The 18,721-nt window shown below is 67.0% G+C and carries 15 protein-coding genes; 9 read left to right on the top strand and 6 right to left on the bottom strand.

What is annotated here, in order from left to right; translation table 11 throughout:
• Window positions 1-68: 68 nt before the first annotated feature.
• From R2733_14810 to nucS, 5 genes are all read left to right on the top strand, one after another.
• Window positions 69-308, top strand: a complete 240-nt coding sequence (locus R2733_14810; GenBank protein ID MEZ5377774.1) for a hypothetical protein — start codon at window positions 69-71, stop codon at window positions 306-308.
• 28 nt (window positions 309-336) lie between these two features.
• Window positions 337-1,107 (top strand): 3'(2'),5'-bisphosphate nucleotidase CysQ, encoded by a 771-nt coding sequence (locus tag R2733_14805; protein MEZ5377773.1) that lies wholly within the window; start codon window positions 337-339, stop codon window positions 1,105-1,107.
• Between the two features lie 10 nt (window positions 1,108-1,117).
• Window positions 1,118-1,957, top strand: coding sequence for an enoyl-CoA hydratase-related protein (locus R2733_14800; GenBank protein MEZ5377772.1), 840 nt, complete (start codon window positions 1,118-1,120; stop codon window positions 1,955-1,957).
• A gap of 146 nt (window positions 1,958-2,103) precedes the next feature.
• The gene (locus tag R2733_14795; GenBank protein MEZ5377771.1) at window positions 2,104-3,834 is read left to right on the top strand and encodes an AarF/UbiB family protein; all 1,731 of its coding nucleotides are present in this window, start codon (window positions 2,104-2,106) and stop codon (window positions 3,832-3,834) included.
• Window positions 3,835-3,883: 49 nt separating this feature from the next.
• Window positions 3,884-4,540, top strand: a complete 657-nt coding sequence (gene nucS, locus R2733_14790) for an endonuclease NucS (protein ID MEZ5377770.1) — start codon at window positions 3,884-3,886, stop codon at window positions 4,538-4,540.
• Window positions 4,541-4,645: 105 nt separating this feature from the next.
• Here the strand turns inward: nucS and R2733_14785 are convergent, their stop codons facing one another.
• Complete coding sequence (locus R2733_14785; GenBank protein ID MEZ5377769.1) at window positions 4,646-5,515, bottom strand: MaoC/PaaZ C-terminal domain-containing protein; 870 nt, start codon at window positions 5,513-5,515, stop codon at window positions 4,646-4,648.
• Between the two features lie 10 nt (window positions 5,516-5,525).
• Window positions 5,526-6,452 (bottom strand): SDR family oxidoreductase, encoded by a 927-nt coding sequence (locus R2733_14780; GenBank protein MEZ5377768.1) that lies wholly within the window; start codon window positions 6,450-6,452, stop codon window positions 5,526-5,528.
• A gap of 141 nt (window positions 6,453-6,593) precedes the next feature.
• Between R2733_14780 and R2733_14775 the strand changes: the two genes are divergently transcribed.
• The 4 genes from R2733_14775 (at window position 6,594) to R2733_14760 (ending at window position 13,289) form a co-directional block, all read left to right on the top strand.
• Window positions 6,594-8,456: a VanW family protein gene (locus R2733_14775; protein ID MEZ5377767.1), complete on the top strand. Its 1,863-nt coding sequence runs from the start codon at window positions 6,594-6,596 to the stop codon at window positions 8,454-8,456.
• A gap of 1 nt (window position 8,457) precedes the next feature.
• Window positions 8,458-9,735, top strand: a complete 1,278-nt coding sequence (locus R2733_14770) for a geranylgeranyl reductase family protein (GenBank protein ID MEZ5377766.1) — start codon at window positions 8,458-8,460, stop codon at window positions 9,733-9,735.
• Window positions 9,736-9,834: 99 nt separating this feature from the next.
• Window positions 9,835-11,499 (top strand): AMP-binding protein, encoded by a 1,665-nt coding sequence (locus tag R2733_14765; GenBank protein ID MEZ5377765.1) that lies wholly within the window; start codon window positions 9,835-9,837, stop codon window positions 11,497-11,499.
• A 167-nt stretch (window positions 11,500-11,666) separates the two neighbouring features.
• Window positions 11,667-13,289, top strand: a complete 1,623-nt coding sequence (locus R2733_14760; GenBank protein MEZ5377764.1) for an AMP-binding protein — start codon at window positions 11,667-11,669, stop codon at window positions 13,287-13,289.
• Here the strand turns inward: R2733_14760 and R2733_14755 are convergent.
• The 4 genes from R2733_14755 to R2733_14740 are packed head-to-tail and all read right to left on the bottom strand — an operon-like array spanning window position 13,286 to window position 18,666.
• Window positions 13,286-14,620, bottom strand: a complete 1,335-nt coding sequence (locus R2733_14755; GenBank protein ID MEZ5377763.1) for a hypothetical protein — start codon at window positions 14,618-14,620, stop codon at window positions 13,286-13,288. The two genes, R2733_14760 and R2733_14755, sit on opposite strands and share 4 nt — an antisense overlap.
• A 19-nt stretch (window positions 14,621-14,639) precedes the next feature.
• Window positions 14,640-15,980, bottom strand: coding sequence for a hypothetical protein (locus R2733_14750; GenBank protein MEZ5377762.1), 1,341 nt, complete (start codon window positions 15,978-15,980; stop codon window positions 14,640-14,642).
• Complete coding sequence (locus R2733_14745) at window positions 15,977-17,326, bottom strand: zinc ribbon domain-containing protein (GenBank protein ID MEZ5377761.1); 1,350 nt, start codon at window positions 17,324-17,326, stop codon at window positions 15,977-15,979. The genes R2733_14750 and R2733_14745 overlap by 4 nt, the downstream gene beginning before the upstream one ends.
• Window positions 17,323-18,666, bottom strand: coding sequence for a zinc ribbon domain-containing protein (locus R2733_14740; GenBank protein MEZ5377760.1), 1,344 nt, complete (start codon window positions 18,664-18,666; stop codon window positions 17,323-17,325). Before R2733_14740 ends, R2733_14745 begins: the two co-directional genes overlap by 4 nt.
• Window positions 18,667-18,721 lie beyond the last annotated feature (55 nt).

The following is an 18,721-nucleotide window of genomic DNA, read 5'->3' as shown; positions in this document are numbered from 1 at the left end:
GCCCACCGACACGCGCCCGCCGGGCAGGTTCTGCTCAAGCGCTGCCGAATCATGCCGAGACTCATGTCATGGCATCAATGGTGGCAACGAAGATCAAGCCCATCACCCGTGCGGTCGTTCGCCTGATCGAGGCCGGGTCGATGGTGGACTGTGCGTACTGCGAGAAGCAGCTGAAGTTCCGCGCTCGTCAGCGTGATCTCCAGGTGATCTGCAACGTGTACGAGGACGGTCGCTGGGACCGTGTCGAGCACTTCCACGCCGAGTGCTACGCCGAGGCCGGCGAGCCCCACGGCGACGCCAACGACTGAGCAATCCCCCAGTCGTTAGAGTGTCGCGGTGCCATTGAACGAATCACCGCTCGTCACGCCCGATGACCACCGTCTGGCGGCCGACCTCGCCACCCAGACCGGTGAGCTGCTCACCGATCTCCGCCGGCGGCTGGTCCAGGGCGGCATCACGCACTACGAGCTGAAGGATGCCGGCGACGAGGCGGCGCACGATCTGATCGTGCGAGTGCTCGCCGAGCAGCGCCCCGACGACGCCGTGCTCTCCGAAGAAGGAGCCGACGAACGGGCCCGACTGTCGGCCACTCGCACCTGGATCGTCGATCCGCTCGACGGCACCCGCGAGTTCGCCGAACCGCCACGAACCGACTGGGCCGTCCACATCGCACTCGTCGTCAACGGCGATCCGGTCGCCGGCGCCGTCTCGCTACCGGCGCAGGGGCTCACGCTGTCCACACATCAGCCTGCTGTGCTGCCCGCTCCCAGTCCACAAGCACCCCGGGTCATCGTGAGTCGCACGCGACGCCCTCCGGCGGCGCAGATGCTCGCTCGCGAGCTCGACGCCACCTATCTCGAGATGGGTTCGGCCGGGGCAAAGGCCATGGCGGTGGTCCAGGGCCACGCCGACATCTACGCCCACTCCGGCGGCCAGTATGAGTGGGACAACTGCGCGCCCGTCGCCGTCGCCCTCGCGGCCGGTTTGCACTGCTCCCGCCTCGACGGGTCGCCGATGGTCTACAACAACCCGGATCCCTACCTCCCCGACCTCCTCATCTGCCGCCCCGAATGGGCCGAGCAGTGCCTGGCGATCCTGAACAAGTGAGCGCGGTTCGATGACCGGCACCACATCGGAAGAGATGCCCGACCTTCGGGCGGTCAGCTACACCGTCGATGAACGCATTGCGATCATCACGCTCGACCGCCCTCATCGGAACAATGCGTGGACCGGCACGATGGATCGTGAGTATCGATTCTGTCTCGATCTCGCCGAGTCCGATCCGTCGGTGAGCGCCATCGTCGTCACCGGGGCCGGCGAACGGTTCTGCGTCGGCGGCGACTCCCAGGCCCTCGAGGGCCACGTCGAGCGGGGCGGCTACGACACTGGACTCGTCGGCGACGAGGCCACGCCCGGCTACGGCGTCGAGCCGATCTTCGATCATCCCTTCGCCTGTCACTTCGGACTGTCGAAGCCGGTGATCGCTGCGGTCAACGGCGCGGCCGCCGGCATCGGCATGGCGCTCGCCATGTTCGCCGATCTCCGCTTCGCCACGCCTGGAGCGAAGTTCACCACGGCCCACGGCAAGCTGGGCCTCCCGCCCGAGTACGGCCTGTCGTGGCTCCTACCTCGCATGGTTGGCTTGCCCCGAGCGCTCGATGTGCTGCTGACCTCGCGAGTGTTGTTGGCCGAGGAGGCGCTCGAGTGGGGGCTGATCAACGGCATCCGGCCGCCTGACGAACTCCTCGCCTTCTCCGTCGACTACGCCAAGCAGCTCGTCGCCAGCGTCGCCGGCGGCTCCCTGCGTGCGTCGCGGCAGCAGGTCTATCGTGACCTCCACGGCGACATCGGCACCTCGGTCGTCGACTCGATGCGACTGCTCAACGAGATGATGGGCGGTGACGAGTACCGAGAGGGCGTTGCTGCGCTCGTCGAGAAGCGCCCACCCCGCTTCTAGCCGCACCCTCCGCCATCCGAGCGGTACCGCTGCGCCGCCGAACCGAGCCGACCGGCCGAACCGACCGACCTCGCATCACCCCAGCGCGCCGGGCACAATCGGGTTCTCTCCGAAGCCCACCTCGATCCTCCGCCGGTGACCCACCCATGACCGACGCTCCCAAGACCAGCGACACACACCTCCCGTCCGCTCCCGCTGCCGACGACCTCAGCTCCGCGCCCGCTGCCGACGACCTCGGCTCTGCCCCCGCTGCCGACGACCTCGGCTCTGCCCCCGCTGCCGACGACCTCGGCTCTGCCCCCGCTGCCGACGACCTCGACGTTGGCTCGTTCAGCGAGGTGCAGCCGTGGAGCCTGGCAAAGCGGCCGCCGAAGTGGATCGGTCGAGTCCCTGAGCTTCGGGCAACGCAGCTTCGTTCCCTTCCTCGCCTGACCCGAGCACCCAAGCTGCCACCGGTCCGTCGCGCCATCACCGTGGTGCGCGTCCTCGGGCTCGAAGTCGGCGTCTGGGCACTGCGTGAACGGGGCACCTCGGCCTCGCGTGCCGGGATCTCGCGTCGCATCCGCAAGGCTGCCGAACAGCTCGGGCCCACCTACATCAAGCTGGCGCAGATCATCTCGTCGGGCGAGGGTGTCTTCCCGGCCGAGCTGGTCGCCGAGTGCAAGAAGTGCCGCGACCAGGTGCCGGGCGTCTCGTACGACGAGGTCGTCGCCATCGTCGAACAGCAGCTCGGACGTCCGATGCACGAGCTCTTCCGCTCGTTCGAGCCCGAACCACTTGCTGCGGCTTCCATCGCCCAAGTGCACGCGGCCGTGCTGAAGTCCGGAGAGCCGGTGGTCGTGAAGGTCCAGCGACCCGGCATCGACGAGCTGGTGCTGAAGGATCTCAAAGTCCTGGCGTGGCTCGCTCCGTTCCTCGTCGGCCGTATCCCGGTGTCGGCGCTCGCCAACCCGCCCGCACTCGTGGAACTCTTCGCCGAGACGATCGTCGAGGAACTCGACTTCCGGCTCGAGGCCGCCAACATGCTCGACGTCGCTCGGGTGTTCGTCGACCTCGACCAGCGAGGGTTCGTCGTCCCTCGACCACACCCCGACTTCGTGACCGAGCGCATCCTCGTCATGCAGCGGCTCGATGGTTTCCGGTTCGATGACGTCGTCGGCATGAAGGACGCCGGCGTCGACACGCACGCCGTCATCCGCACCGGCATGCTCGGCTTTCTCGAGGGTGCGTTCCTGCACGGCGTCTTCCATGGCGACCTGCACGGCGGCAACCTGTTCGTCCAACCCGACGGACGCACGGCGCTGCTCGACTTCGGCATCACCGGCCGGCTCACCCAGACCGAACGTCTGGCGTTCCTGCGGATGATGATGACCGCCACCATGAACGACGTGCATGGTCAGGTCGCTGCACTCCGTGACCTCGGCGCGCTGCCGCCCGACACCGACATTGCTGCCGTGGTCAAAGATCTCGGCCTCGACGGTCCACCGCTCGACCCCACCAAGCTCGAGCCCGAGGAGCTCGTCGCCGAGCTGCAGCGAGTCATCAAGGCGCTCCTCGCCTACGGCGCCCGCATGCCCAAGTCGCTGATGCTGTACGTGAAGAACCTGATCTTCATCGACGCCGCCATTGCCTCGTTGGCACCCGAACTCGACATGTTCGCCGTCGTCACCGACATCGCCACCCACTTCGCCACCACCCATGGCGCAGCCATCGCCGCCCAACTCGGTGTCCACCACGACGAATGGCAGCTCGACCTCGACGGCATGAAGGCTGGCTTCGGTGTCGATCCGAACGAGCTGGAGCAGCTCACCTACGCCGAACTCCAGGAACGACGGGCGCTGATCCAGCGACGCCTGACCGGTCGCCGGCTCGACTGAACGACGACCACCCGCCGGTTCGCCGTGCCGTCGCGCTAGAACCAAGGGCATGCGTCTCGTCATCGCCGACTGCACGGTCGACTATCAGGGCCGACTCACTGCTCACCTCCCGAAGGCGCCGCGGCTCATCATGGTCAAGGCCGACGGCTGCGTTGCGATCCACGCCGACGGTGGCGCCTACAAACCACTCAACTGGATGAACGCGCCGAACACGTTGCGCGAGGACGACGGCATGTGGACCGTCACGTCACCCAAGGGTGAGCAACTGATCATCACGCTGCACGAGGTCCACAGCGACTCGGCGCACGAGCTCGGGGTCGACCCCGGTCTGCAGAAGGACGGCGTCGAGGCCCATCTCCAGGAGCTGCTTGCCCTCGATCCCGAGCGAATCGAGCCCGGCCTCAAGCTCATCCGGCGCGAGTACCCGACCGACATCGGACCGGTCGACCTGCTGTGCCGCTCGGCCTCGGGCGACGTGGTCGCCATCGAGATCAAGCGACGGGGCGAGATCGACGGCGTCGAACAGCTCACCCGCTACCTCAGCTTCCTCAATCGGGCGGGCCTCGGCGAGGTGCGGGGCACGTTCGTCGCCCAGGAGATCAAGCCGCAGGCCAAGGTGCTCTGCGGCGACCGCTCGATCCTCGCCGTCGAAGTCGATTACGACGAACTCCGAGGCATCGAGCGGCCGCAGCAGCAACTGTTCTGAGCGAGCAGCCTCAGCTGTCACTCGCAGCCTCAGCTGTCACTCGCAGCCTCAGCTGTCACTCGCAGCCTCAGCTGTCACTCGCAGCCTCAGCTGTCACTCGCAGCCTCAGCTGTGCGTGAGCCCGCCGTTGTTGATCACGACCCGGCCGTCGCCGCCAACGGTCTGGAAGATCGCATGATCATCGGCGTCGTTCCAGATGTTGATCGTGAGCGCCTCACCCGGGAGCACCGGTGAACTGAAGCGACCTTCCATGGCGGAGAACCGGCTCGGATCGCCGCCGCACGCCCCCTGTAGCAGCGCTCGCCCGGTGAAGCCGTAGGTGCACAGTCCGTGCAGGATCGGCTTCGGGAAGCCACCGACATCGCTGAACTGCTTGTCGGAGTGCAGCGGGTTGCGGTCGCCGGTCAGGCGGTAGAGCAATGCCTGATCGGGCCGTGTCTGATAGGTGATGCTGACATCAGGCGCACGATCGGGTGCCTCGTTGGTCTTGACCGACGGTCCCCGGTCCCCTCCGAACCCACCCTCGCCGGTGATGAACACCGACGACGTGGCTTCGTAGAGAGGTTGGCCATCAGCGACGAGCGTGGCCACCGTGGTGGTCGCCACCACCGCACCCTTGCCCTTGTCGTAGATCCCGGTGACCTCGTCGACCAGGTCGACCGCGCCCTCGACCGGGATGGGTCGCAGGAGGCGGATGCCTTGTTCGCCATGGACGAGCATGCGTGGATCGAAGGTACCGATCTGGGACATCGCCGATGACCCGCCCGAGGCGACGAAGCCGAACGTCACCGGGAACGTGGGGAGCACCATTTGATCCACACCATGGGTGTTCTCGGTGGTGAACTGGAGTTCGGACCCCACCGGATCCTCCATACCGGCGCCGACACCGAGTGCGTAGAGGAGGGCATCCTTCGAGGTCCACTCGGCCCGGCGAGCTTCGCCCTTCGCGCCGACCGCTTCTGGTTGCAAAGGCATTCGAGGCTCCTCAGTAGGCGGTCGGACGGCCGGGCCCGGTGGCCGGAGCGCCCGACATGTCGCTGTTGGGTTGGGCCTTGCCCATGAGGTCCTTCACGATCGGACCCAGGAGGGTGGGATCGTCGACCGGTGTGGCGGTCGGGCCACGATGCCACGACTCGGCGATGCCGAAGACCTGGCCGCTGGCCTCGAAGACCCGGCCGGTCACAGGCGCGCTCTCGGTGCTGCACAACCACGTGGCAATCGGGGCGATCCAGCGCGGCGACATGGCCTCGCGGGCCTCGCCGTCGAGTTCACCCATGCCGAGGTTCTCGGTCATGCGAGTGAGCGCAGCGGGAGCGATCGCGTTCACGGTGACGCCGTAGCGGGCCAGCTCCTGGGCGGCGATCATCGTGAACGTGGCGATCCCCGCCTTGGCGGCGCCGTAGTTGGTCTGACCCGGGTTGCCGTAGATGCCGGACACCGACGTGGTGTTGATGATGCGGGCATCGTTGGTCTCGCCGGCCTTGGCCCGCTCCCGCCAGTACGCAGCGGCCCAACGAGCGGGGGCGAACGTGCCCTTCAAGTGCACCTTGATGACGGCGTCCCACTCGGCCTCGGTCATGTTCGTGAGCATGCGGTCACGCAGGATGCCTGCGTTGTTGATCACGGCATCGAGCTTGCCGAAGTTCTCGACCGCGGTATTGATCAGGCGTTGTGCACCCTCCCAGTCGGAGACGTCGTCGCCGTTCACCACGGCATCGCCGCCCATGCCCTTGATCTCCTCGACCACCTCGTGGGCCGGTGACTGATCACCGCCGGTGCCGTCGACCGAGGCGCCGAGATCGTTGACCACCACCTTGGCACCGTGCTCGGCGAGCATGAGGGCGTGTTCGCGTCCGATGCCGCGTCCGGCACCGGTGATGATGACGACTCGATCGTCGCACAGTCGATTCATGGGATCTTCCTTCACTCCAGGTGGTTGAGGACTCACAGCTCGTCGATCGACGCCGCGAGGCCTGTGGATCATGTCACAGCGGAAGCGGGGGATGAAAAGCTGACGCCTCTCGCGCTACCACAGGTGGCAGACTGTCACCTCGTGTCTCAACGCAAGCGGCTTCTCCTCATCGCCGGCGGCATTCCGCTCGGGGTCCTGCTGTTCGTCGTCGCGGCCTGGGGCATCGACACCGCGGTCACCGGCGATCGTGTCGTGCGCAACGTCAGCGTCGGTGAGCAGTCGGTCGGCGGGCTCGATCAGGCCGACCTCGAGGCCGTCGGCGTCGAGCTCACCTCCGATCTGTCGAACCGGCCGGTCGAGCTGGTCGTGGGTGACGAGACGATCGCCACCGATGCCTTCGCCCTCGGTGTCCGAGTCGATGGTCCCACGCTGGCGCAAGAGGCACTCGATGCCCGACGCGGGGGCTTCTTCCTCCTCCGCCCGTTCAAGTGGGTCGGCACGTTCTTCTCCGACGAACAGCTCGAGGTGCCGTACGTGATCGACGAGGGAGCCACCGACCAGTCGGTGGCGCAACTCGTGTCCACCGCGCTCGACGACCCGGTCGAGCCCTACATGACGCTCGAGAACGACGAACTCGTTGTGGTCCCGGGCGCCGATGGCGCCACGCTCGATCCCCAGCTCGTCATCGACGCCCTGCCGGCGATGCTTGCTGCCGGCGAGCCGTATTCCCTGGCACTCGAGTCCGATCCGCTGCACCCCGAGCTCGACACGGCCGAGCTCGACGCCGTCGCCGCCGAGGCCAATACCGCCACCGCCAACGACGTCACGATCCGAGTCCTCCGGAGCACGACCGACGTCAGCTCATCCCAGCTGCGGTCGTGGGTCGAACTCGACCTGTCCGGCGACACGCCCACCTGGAAAATCGACCAGCCGACGGCGCTCGACGAGTTGCGCACGATGCTCCCTCGCCTCGGTTCCGAGGATCAGCTGGCGCACTTCGACATCGTCGACGGCAAGCCGATCATCGTGCCACCGTCGGAATCGGTGGTGTGCTGCGCCGACGACACCCCGGAGACCCTGAAGGCCGCCTTGCTGGCCGGCGGCAACGTCGATCCTGTGGACGAGGGCGACGGCGAAGATCCGGACGATGAGACCGACGACGAGAGCGAAACGCCAACCGCCCCAACGGTCCTGATCGAGCTCGAAGCCAAGACTGCCGGCGCCGATGAAGGCATCGCCGACCTCGAGGCGCTCGGGATCATCGAAGAGATCTCGACCTTCACCACCAAGCACGACTGTTGCCAGGGCCGCGTCACCAACATCCACAACATGGCCGACATCGTGCGCGGCGCCGTCATCCCTCCGGGCGAGAGCTTCAGCCTCAACGGGTTCGTTGGCAAGCGGACGACCGAGCGAGGTTTCGTACCGGCCCACGCCATCGCCGACGGCATCCTCGAAGATCAGGTCGGCGGAGGTGTCAGCCAGTTCGCCACCACCACCTTCAACGCTGCCTTCTTCGCCGGCATCGAGATCCCCGAGTACCAGAGCCACTCGCTGTACTTCAGCCGCTACCCCCGCGGTCGCGAAGCCACGATCTCGTGGCCCAAGCCGGATCTCGTCCTGCGCAACCAGACGCCCTACGGCATCTTGATCTGGACCAGCTACACCGACACCAGTCTCACGGTCACCATGTACTCCACCAAGCACATTGCGGTCGAAGACATCGGTCGCAACGAGACCGCCCAGGGGGCGTGCACCCGGGTCACCACCACCCGCCAGCGCACCTACGACGACGGCACGGTCGACCTCGATACGTTCTTCGGCCTGTATCGACCCGGCGAAGGCATCGACTGCAACGGCAACTCCACGGTCCCCACCACCGAGCCGCCCCCGGTCGAGGAAGAGCCCGAAACCACCGACACCACCGATCCGAACGCTCCGCCCACCACGGCGCCCCCGGTCACCGAACCGCCGGCCGAGACCACCACCACCTCGACTCCCTGACATGCCCGGCGACACGCCCTCGCGACGCGAGCTTCCGTCGACCGCCGACCTGGTGATCGTCGGCGGTGGTCCTGCCGGCAGCGCGGCAGCCATCGAGGCTGCTCGAGCAGGGATCGACGCCGTCGTGATCGACAAGGCGACCTTCCCTCGTGAGAAGTGTTGCGGCGACGGCCTCACGGCCAACGCGCTGCGGCATCTGGAAGCGCTCGGACTCGATCCGGGCGACGTTCCGAGCTGGCAGCCGGTCGACGATGTCCGCGTGGTTGCTCCCTCGGGCCGGGCCATGGTCCTTCCGCTCCCCCGCGGGCAGGGCAACTTCTCGGTCGTTGCTCGTCGCAGCGAGCTCGACCTGGCCCTGGTCGAGCTGGCCAAACGGGCGGGCGCCGACGTGCACGAAGGCGTCGAACTCATCGGGATCAGCCAAGACGACAACGGCGTTTCGGTCACCACCACGCACGGCGCCGTCACGGCAACGGCGGTGATCGCAGCCGACGGCATGTGGTCGCCGACCCGCAAACTGCTCGGTCTCGCTCCCGCCGGCTACCGAGGCGAGTGGCACGCCTTCCGTCAGTACGTCCGCAACGTCGCCCCGGCAGCACGACGCGAGCTGATCGTGTGGTTCGATGCCGATCTGCTTCCCGGCTACATCTGGTCGTTCCCTCTCGCCGACGGTTCGGTCAACGTGGGCTTCGGCATCCAGCGCGACCGCAACCATCGCATCCAGGAGATGGGCAAGCTGTGGCAGGACATCCTGCAGCGTCCCCATGTCGCCGAGGTCCTCGGCCCCGACGCCGAACCCGAGGGGCCCCACCGGGCTTGGCCGATCCCGGCTCGGCTCGGCGAACTTCCGATCACCGCGGGCCGCATCTTCTTCGTCGGCGATGCCGTGGCGGCCACCGATCCCATGACCGGCGAGGGCATCGGCCAGGCGATCGAGACCGGCCGGCAAGCGGCGCAACGGATCGCGGCGTTTGGGCGGGCCGATCCCGCCGGTGCGGCGGCGGACTACGAGCACGAACTGCGTGCCGGCATGGTCCGCGACCATCGCCTTGCCGCAACGCTGTCGAACCTCCTGGCCACCGAACGGTGGGCGAACTGGAGCGTGGCGATCGCCGACACCAACGACTGGACCCGACGCAACTTCGGTCGCTGGCTGTTCGAGGACTATCCCCGGGCCTTGCTCGGCACACCGAAACGGTGGGGGCGCGGGGTCTTCCACCAGCCCGGGGCCTTTGCCGAGCGCTCCGCCGCGCCGGTCGACGCCGCCACATCACGCTGACGCAGCGGCGGAGCCGAACCCTGCTGACCCGGTCGACAGAGTCGAACCCTGCTGATGTGGCGTTCGAACGCCCGAGGTGTGCCGCCTACACTTCCCGCCGTGACCGACACTTCGACGAACGCTGCCAACGCTCCGGCCTCCAACGGCTGGACCTACGCCGACATCTGGGAGACCGTGGCCACCTGCATCCCCGATGCGCCCGCCCTCCTTCACGGCGATCGCGTCGTCACCTGGGCCGAGTTCGATGCTCGGGCCGACGGTCTTGCCCGCTACCTGCTCGACGCCGGCTGCGGCCATCAGGACAAGGTGGTCTTCTACCTGCACAACCGCCCCGAGTACGCCGAGACCTTCGCTGCGTGCTCGAAGGCGGCGTTGGTGCACGTGAACACGAACTACCGCTACGCCGACGACGAGCTGGTCTACATCTGGGACAACGCCGACGCCGTCGCTGCCGTCTTCGAAGACACGTTCACCGAGACCATCGAGCGCATCCGGGATCGGGTCCCCAACATCACCACGTGGCTCTGGGTCGGCGACGATCCCACGAACTGTCCCAACTGGGCCACCCCCTACGAGTCGGCAACGGCGACACCCAACGATGGCCGCGTGCGCGGGCCGTGGGGTCGCAGCGGCGACCAACTCGTCCTGCTCTACACCGGCGGCACCACCGGCATGCCGAAGGGCGTGATGTGGCGGGAAGACGATCTCTTCGGCGTCAACGACAAGTCCAACGGCACACCCCTGCCGGTGATCCCCGATCTCGATGCCGACGGCTTCTCGGCCGCCGTCCGGGCCCGCACGCCGAAGCCCGGTCCCATCAGCCTCCCGGCCTGCCCACTCATGCACGGCACCGGTCTCTTCAACGCCCTCAACACCCTCAGCCTCGGCGGCGCGATCGTCACCCTCGAGGGCATCAAGTTCTCGGTCGAGGAGATGCTCGACCTGATCCAGCGTCACGGGGTGAAGAGCATCTTCATCGTCGGCGACGCGTTCGCCAAGCCGATCCTGGCGGCGCTACGAGCCGAGCCCGATCGCTGGGACATCTCGAGCCTGCGCGTGATCATCTCCTCTGGGGTGATGTTCTCGCAGGAGTCGAAGGTCGGACTGTCCGAGTTCAACTCGCGCATGGTGATCGTCGATGCCTTCGGCTCGTCCGAGGCCATCGGCATGGCCAAGTCCGTGTCGACCGGTGGCGCATCATCGAGCACGGCATCGTTCGAGCTGAGCCCCGACTCGGTGGTCATCACCGACGACGGTCGCATCCTCGAACCCGGGTCCGACGAGATCGGCAAGGTCGCCCTCAGCTCGCGTACCCCGATCGGCTATTACAAGGACCCCGAGAAGTCCCAGGCCACCTTCCCCACTATCAACGGTCGTCGCTATTCGATCCCCGGTGACTTCGCCACCGTGGCGGCCGACGGCTCGATCACGCTGCTCGGTCGAGGCTCGGTGTGCATCAACACCGGCGGCGAGAAGGTCTTCCCCGAAGAGGTCGAGGAGGCGCTCAAGCAGTTCCCGACCATCCACGACGCCATCGCCGTCGGCATCCCCGACGACCGCTTCGGCCAGGCTGTCACCGCCGTCGTCGAGCTCGAAACTCGCGGCGCCGAGTTCGACGAGGCCGCCGTGATCGATCACGTCAAGTCGCACCTCGCCCACTACAAGGCGCCCAAGCGGGTGATCGTGGTCGACTCTCTCGACCGGGCGGCCAACGGCAAGATCGACTACAAGCGCTGGACCGCCCACGCCGAGAGCAACGTCTGATCTGGCTGCGCTCGTCGGGCGGCCCACCGACCGGTGGCTCGCCGACTGGTGGACCGGGCGCGCCATGCGCTAAGCAAACGAACGGCGATCGTCGTTGAACGGCCGCCATCGCTGAACGACAGCCATCGCTGAACGACAGCTGTCAGCCAACCGTCTCTGGGGGACACATGAGCAAGTGGAATTTCGCCGACCTGTGGGAGCACTGCGCCGAGATCCGAGGGGATCAGCGGGCGCAGGTCTTCGGCGACCAGACCACGAGCTGGACCGAGTTCAACCGGCGAGCGAACGGCGTCGCCCAGACCATGATCGACGCCGGCGTGAAGAAGCAGGGCAAGTCGGCGCAGTACATGTACAACTCGCCGCCCTACATGGAGTCGGTGTTCGCCTCGTTCAAGGCGTCGCTCGTGCCGGTCAACACGAACTACCGCTACGCCGACAACGAGCTGCTCTACCTGTGGGACAACTCCGACGCCGAGGTGGTCACGTTCCACGCCACGTTCGTCGACACGATCGAGCGAATCCGTGACCAGCTGCCCAAGGTCAAGCTATGGCTGTGGGTCGACGACGGCACCAACCCCTGCCCCGACTGGGCAACCGACTACGAAACTGCGGCGGCCGCCGGCACCGACGAGAACGTCTCCGCCCCGTGGGGCCGCTCGGGCAGCGATCTGTGGTTCCTCTACACCGGTGGCACCACCGGGATGCCGAAGGGCGTCATGTGGGATCAGAACACCCTGATCGAGGTCACCACCAAGACCCACCCGATGCCACTCGGGCCCGACGCCGACATCGAGGCCTGGAAAGAGGTCACCCGTCAGATCGGCGAACTCGCACCGGTGATGCTGCCAGGCGCACCCTTGATGCACGGCACCGGCCACATCAGCGCGATGAACGCGCTCACCGCCGGCGGCTGCCTGGTGACCCTGCCCAACCGTCACTTCGATCCGCCGCTCATGCTCGATGCCATCGAGCGCGAGAAGGTCACCGCCGTCATCATCGTCGGCGACGCCTTCGCCCGCCCGATCGTCGAGGCGCTCGATGAGCACCCCGACCGGTGGGACCTCTCGACCGTCGCCAGCATGGTGTCGAGCGGCGTCATGTGGAGTCAGCCCATCAAGGAACGGCTGCTGTCGTACATGCCCGACCTCATCATCTTCGATTCGCTCGGGTCGTCCGAGGCCATCGGCATGGGAGCGAGCTACTCCTCCAAGGACAACATCGGCAGCACGGCCAAGTTCGATCTGGGTGACAGCGGCATCGTGATCCGCGAAGACGGCGAGCTGGTCGAGCCCGGCTCGGGCGACATCGGCCGCCTGGGCGTGAAGGGCCTCATGCCGGTCGGTTACTACAAGGACGAGGTGAAGACCCAGGCCACCTTCCCCACGATCAACGGCGTGCGCTACTCACTGCCGGGGGACTGGGCCACGGTCGAGGCCGACGGCACCATCACCCTGCTCGGTCGGGGTTCGCAGTGCATCAACACCGGCGGCGAGAAGGTCTTCCCGGAAGAGGTCGAGGAAGCTCTGAAGATGCATCCCCGTATCGTCGATGCCATTGCCGTCGGTGTGCCCGACGAACGGTTCGGGTCGATCATCACTGCCGTGGTCGAGCCGACCGTCGGCCCCCCGCTCGACGAGGACGAGATCATCGCCCACGTGAAGACCCAGCTGGCCCACTACAAGGCGCCGCGCAAGGTATTCACCGTCGACTCGCTGACCCGGGCCGCCAACGGCAAGATCGACTACAAGAAGTGGACGGGCTACGCCGCCGAACAGGCAGGCGTCAGCTAGCCGACGACGTCGGCATCGACGAACACCGCCGTGCCGAGCAATCGCTCGGGCAGCTCGATGAGGGTGGCCTCGTCCGTGGTGGTATCGAGGATCTCAACCCCTCGATCGACCACTCGTGCCATCCATCGACCGTTCGAGGAGGTGGTCGGTCCCGCGCCGGCGTAGGCATCGAAGGCCACGACAGCGACGGTGTGCTCCTCACCGGACGACAGATCGAGGACGCGCGCCCGGGTGGCGAAGTCGTCGAGGTCGATGACGCTCAACCAGGCCGAGCCCTCGCCGAGCGACACCGCATCGAACGCATCGGTCGGCACCGCCAACGCCAGCGGCTGCCAGGTCCTGCGATCGAGCCAAGCGAGATCGCAGCTGTCGGGAGCGGTGCAGTCGCGGACCAACACACGGGTGCTGTCGGCGGCGAGGAGGGTGCCATCGCCGACCCTCGTGAACCTCCCGCCACTCGACTCGTAGATGCCGCCGCCGACTCCTGTCACCAGATCAGGGAGCCCCGGTGTCGTGAGTGCTCGATTGCCGAGCGGCAGACCACGACGCTCGTCGTAGTCGATCTCGTCGAGAATCGATCCGTCTGCCGCATCGAGGAGGAGGTAGTTCGAAAAGGCGCCCTCCTTGTAGGCAACCCAGACCAGATCGGTTCCTCGGTGCGACGAATCCACCTCCTGGATCGGCGCGGACGGCAGCAGGAAGACGGGCTTGGCATCGAGCTCGTCGAATCGCAGCGAGATCAACCGCTCGTAGTAGCGGGCAAGGAGCAGATCGCCGACCACCGCCACGGGATCGAGCGGCGGCTGGCCGGGGACACCGTCAACGAACGCACCGGTGTCGAGATCGAGGATCGCCACCCCTTCACGGCTGGCTCGAAGGAAGAGGAGGAGGCCGGTCGGCTCGCCGAGCAGTGGTCCACCGTCACCGATGATCCTGGCACCTGGTCCAGCGAAAAGTAGGCCGGTGCTGGCCGCATCCCCGTCCCGCTCGTCGAACGCAGCGTCGGACGACGTCGTCGTAGGAGGGCGCGCAGTGGTCGGCGGCAAGCTCATGTGCTCCAGGGTCGATGACGTCGTGGTCGCGGCAACCGAATCAGCGCCCTCACCATCGTTGTCGCCGCCACCGACCGTGATCGCCCAGCCGAAAACGCCGATGAGTACCGCTGCTGCGACGGCGACGAACCGAAGGTCGAGTCCGTCGGCATCGACGTGCGTCGTCGTGACCGGGGCGGCTCCGAGCACCGCCGATCGCTCGTCGACCGCTCGTCCACACGCCGAGCAGTACCGAGCGTTGTCGGCGCGATCGGCCCCACAGATGCACTGCGTTGTCACGGCTTCCCGCCGATTTCGGTCACGGGGTACCGCCGATCCCCACCTCGGCGGTGGTGAGCACCATCGCCCCGGTCAGCCCTTCGACGCCCTCGATGACGTGGCGACGGTCGGTCGTCAGATCGACGATCACGAGGTTCGGCGATTCGTGCAGCGCCAGCCAGCGCCCATCGGGCGATATGGGTGGAGCCGACTGCTCGAAGTTCAGGTGCTCGCCGGCCTCCAGCAGTCGCAGGTCGCCCGAGACGACGTGGAACAGCCACTGCTGCTCGAACCCGGTTTGCGACTTCGTGAGCAGCAGCCAGTCCGTACCACCCACGAAGGTGGCGCCGTCGATGTCGACCATTGGCACGGCGAGATCGACCGGTTGCCACGTCGCCCGGTAGAGCCAGCCGAGGCGGCACGCCAACGCCTCGTCACACTGCTCGACGAGCGCCCGCTCGTCGTCATTGGCCACGAGTCGTCCTTCGGCCGTACGAAGGGGCAGCGTGTCGTCGGAAACGTAGACCCCACCATCGTTCGTCGAGAACACGCGCTCGCCGTCCTCGACATCGCTGCGGATCCACGTCCCGGGCCGAACGCCATAGGGAGGCCGGAACGCATCGATCGCTGCGCCACTCGCCACGTCGACCGTGACGAAGCTGGGACCGCCGTCGTCGTACTTCACGACCTCGATCGTCCCGTCGCTGCGGGGCTCGGGGAAGATGATCGACAAGGCAAAGGGTTCGAGACCATCCTCGCCGAGCAGGTGCACCGGGCGAGCGCCGAGATCGCCGAGCGGAACGGCCGACAGGGTCACATCGATGCGTGCCACCAACCAGTCACCGGAGACCACGAGGGGCTCGAACCAGTTGTAGATCGTCGCTCCCGACGTCAGCACTCCCGAGTCGAGATCGAGCACCGACACCCGGCTCGACGATTGGACGAAGATGGCTCGGAGCCCGGTCACCTCACCGAGCAGTGGTGCACCGGTGCCGATCTGGCGAGTTTGCACTCGTTCGGCAACGACCGGCGGCGGGTTGCTCCCATCGGCGCCGACCGCGTCATCGATGCGATCGACCTCGGTCACCTCAGCAACAGCCGACTCGGACACGGCGTCGGCGGTCGGGCTCGACCGATCATCGACCGAGCCTCTCGGCCATGTCGACCACGCCACGACCAGGGCGAGGAGCGGTGCCGCAACGACGAGCCAGCGTCGATCGAGGCCGGTCGTCCGTGCCGTGTCGACCACGGTCGTTGAACTGCGCTCGGCCGTCGCGTACTCGCTGTCGAGGGACCGGCCACAGGCCGAGCAGAACCGTGACGCATCGATCAGCCTCTCACCGCAGGAACAACGGCGGACCGAGGCCAGGTCGACGCTCACTCCTCGGCGTCCTCGCCGGTTGCGAGCGGCGGCTGGATCCCCGCCTCGGCATCGGTGAACAGCATCATCGAGTACGAGACGTTGACACCTTCGATCAGGGTCTCGGTACCCGCCTCCAGGTCGATGATCGCCAGGTCGCGACCGGCGACCGTTGCGAGCCACCGACCGTCGGGGGAGATCGGCGGCGTGAAAGCGCTGTAGGGGTCGAACTGATTGGGCGCAACGTCCCTCGTACGCCCGTCGGCGACGTTGAGCAGCGTCGCCGGCGCTCCATCGCTGGTGTACCACCGCAGCACCAACCAGTCGGTGCCGGCCGCGAACATGACCGAGTCAGGCTCGCCCTCCGGGACGGCGAGGTCGAGCGGTTCCCACTTGGCTCGGTCGAACCATCGCTGGATGCAGCGCAGGTTGCGATCACAGGTCTCCACCAGCACCCGCCGATCGTCGACCGCCACGAGGTGGCCGTCGGCCACCTCTCGGTAGTCGTCGCCGTCGATTTCGTAGATGCCACCGCCCAGAGGATCGATCAAGGCAGGCAGTGCGTCGGTCGGGGGGAGCTGCCAATACTGGTTGCTCCCGGTGCCGAGGTCATCGGCGTAGCGCTCGATCGCGCCACCCGTCGCCGCATCGAGGCGCACCAGCTCCGAGCCATCCTCGCGATACCCACGGACCCACAGCGTTCCGTCACGACGCGGCGAGGGATCTGCGAGATGCCAGATCCCGGGCTCGCCAGAAAGCAGTTCGACAGGTTCCGCACCGAGGTCGTCCAGCGGGAGCGACACGAGGCGCTCGTTCGATCGACCGACGAGCCACGCTCCCGACACCACGAGCGGCTGGAACCAGCTCTTGCGTTCGTTCGTGTACAAACGGCCCGTATCCAGTTCGAGAACCGATGGCTGCTTCGAGTCACTACCGATGAGGAGGCGGAGCCCGGTGGGTTCACCGACGAGCGGCGAGCCATCGCCGACCAGCGTCGCGATCCCGTCAATCGGAGCGGTCGTGCTGGGTGCAGACGTCGGCCGGGGGCGGGTGGTCGTTGTCGGGGCCGAGGTGGAGGTGGTCGGAGCCGATGATGTGGTGCCAGCCGAGTCGTCGTTGGCCAGTGACTCGCTCGATCCGCCTGACCACACCGACCAGCCGATCACCGCCGCGAACAGGAGGCCGGCGACGGCCATCCAGCGGCGGTCGATGCCAGGGTCGACGCCGGCCACCTCCTCAGTCGATGCGCCGAGGAGTACGGACCCACCGCCGAGGGCCGACCCACACGACGGGCAGAACCGCGCGGTGGCGGTGCACTCGTGCCCGCAGAGGCACTGCTGGTGCGGTACGCGCACGTCGTCGCTCATCCGCTGGCCCCGTCTTCGGCGATCACGATCGGCCGGAGGGCATAGCCAACGTCGAGCGTCGTGAAGACCGACTGGTTCGAGTACAGCCCGATGTCATCGAAGTGCCACTCGGCATCCGACGCCAAGTCGACGATGACGAGATCGCCACTGATCGTTGCCGCCCCCCATCGACCGTCGGTCGACACCACCGGTCGCTCACCGACGAAACCCGAGTAGGGGTCGGTGACGAGGGGACGCTGGCGGCCCGTGACGACGTTGAACATCTCGGCGCTCGGCTCTCGACCCCATTGGTAGAGAATCATCCAGTCGCTGCCGTTCAGGAACGAGATCTCGTCGGCTCTCGATGACGGGACCTCCAGCGGCGCCGGCTGCCAGGTCCTGCGATCGAACCACTCCCGGCGACACACCAGCTCGTCATCGCAGGACTCGACGAGTGCTCGACGGTCGTCGGCGACGATCAAGTGCCCCTCGCTCACCTGGCGATAGCGACCTTCGGTGTACTCGTACACACCGCCGCCGGCATGGTCGACGAGCAGCGGACCATCCGACGTACCAAGCGCGAACCGGACAACACCAGGCCGGACATGGCCGTCGGCGAAGGCCTCGTCGATCGGCTCGCCCGTGGCGAGGTCGACCAGCATCAGCGTTGCGTTCTCGTCATAGGTGTAGACCCACGCTCGGCCATCGGTTCGCGGCGTCAGATCCGCCAGGTCGAGCCACGGACTCGAGTTCTCAGGAAGTAGCGTGACCGGATCGGCGCCGAGATCGTCGAGCGGAACGGCCACCAGCCGCTCGGATTGCCGAGCGACCAGCCACTCGCCAGATACCAGCTGCGGATCCAGTCCACCGCCCGAGCGCGACGCCGTCACGAGCTCGCCGGTGTCGAGATCGAGGATCGACGGTCGGTACGAGTTCGCTCCGATGATCAGCCGAAGCCCCGTTGGTTCACCGACCAGAGGTCCACCATCGCCGACGATCGTGACCGTTGGCGGCTCGGGCTCGGTCGTGGTTGTCGTTCGCTTCGTCGTGGTGGGCCCGCCGGTGCTGGTGGTCGGGGGGACGGTGGTCGTCGTGGTGTCGTCGCCGAGCTCCGCACCGCGTTGGTCCTCGCCCGGTGTCGCCTCGTTCGATCGACCAGATGACACCGACCAGCCGATCACGGCGATCAGCAACGCCCCTACCGCCACCATCCAGCGGCGGTCGATTCCCTCGGTGGTGGCCACATTCGTGACGGTCGACGTCGTTCCCAGAAGGCCGACCGGCTCCCCGAGGGCAGCGCCGCACGACGCGCAGAACCTGGCGTCGTCTGCATTGCTGGTGCCGCACTGGCATGGAGCCACCTCGACACGCTAGCTCGCCCTTTCCAAGGGGACGGATCGGGTCCTTCTGCCCTGG

This window comes from Acidimicrobiales bacterium (assembly GCA_041394265.1).
Taxonomy (GTDB): domain Bacteria; phylum Actinomycetota; class Acidimicrobiia; order Acidimicrobiales; family SZUA-35; genus JBBQUN01.
The sequence above is the reverse complement of the archived record's forward strand: the minus strand, read 5'-3'. Positions and strand labels throughout refer to the sequence as shown.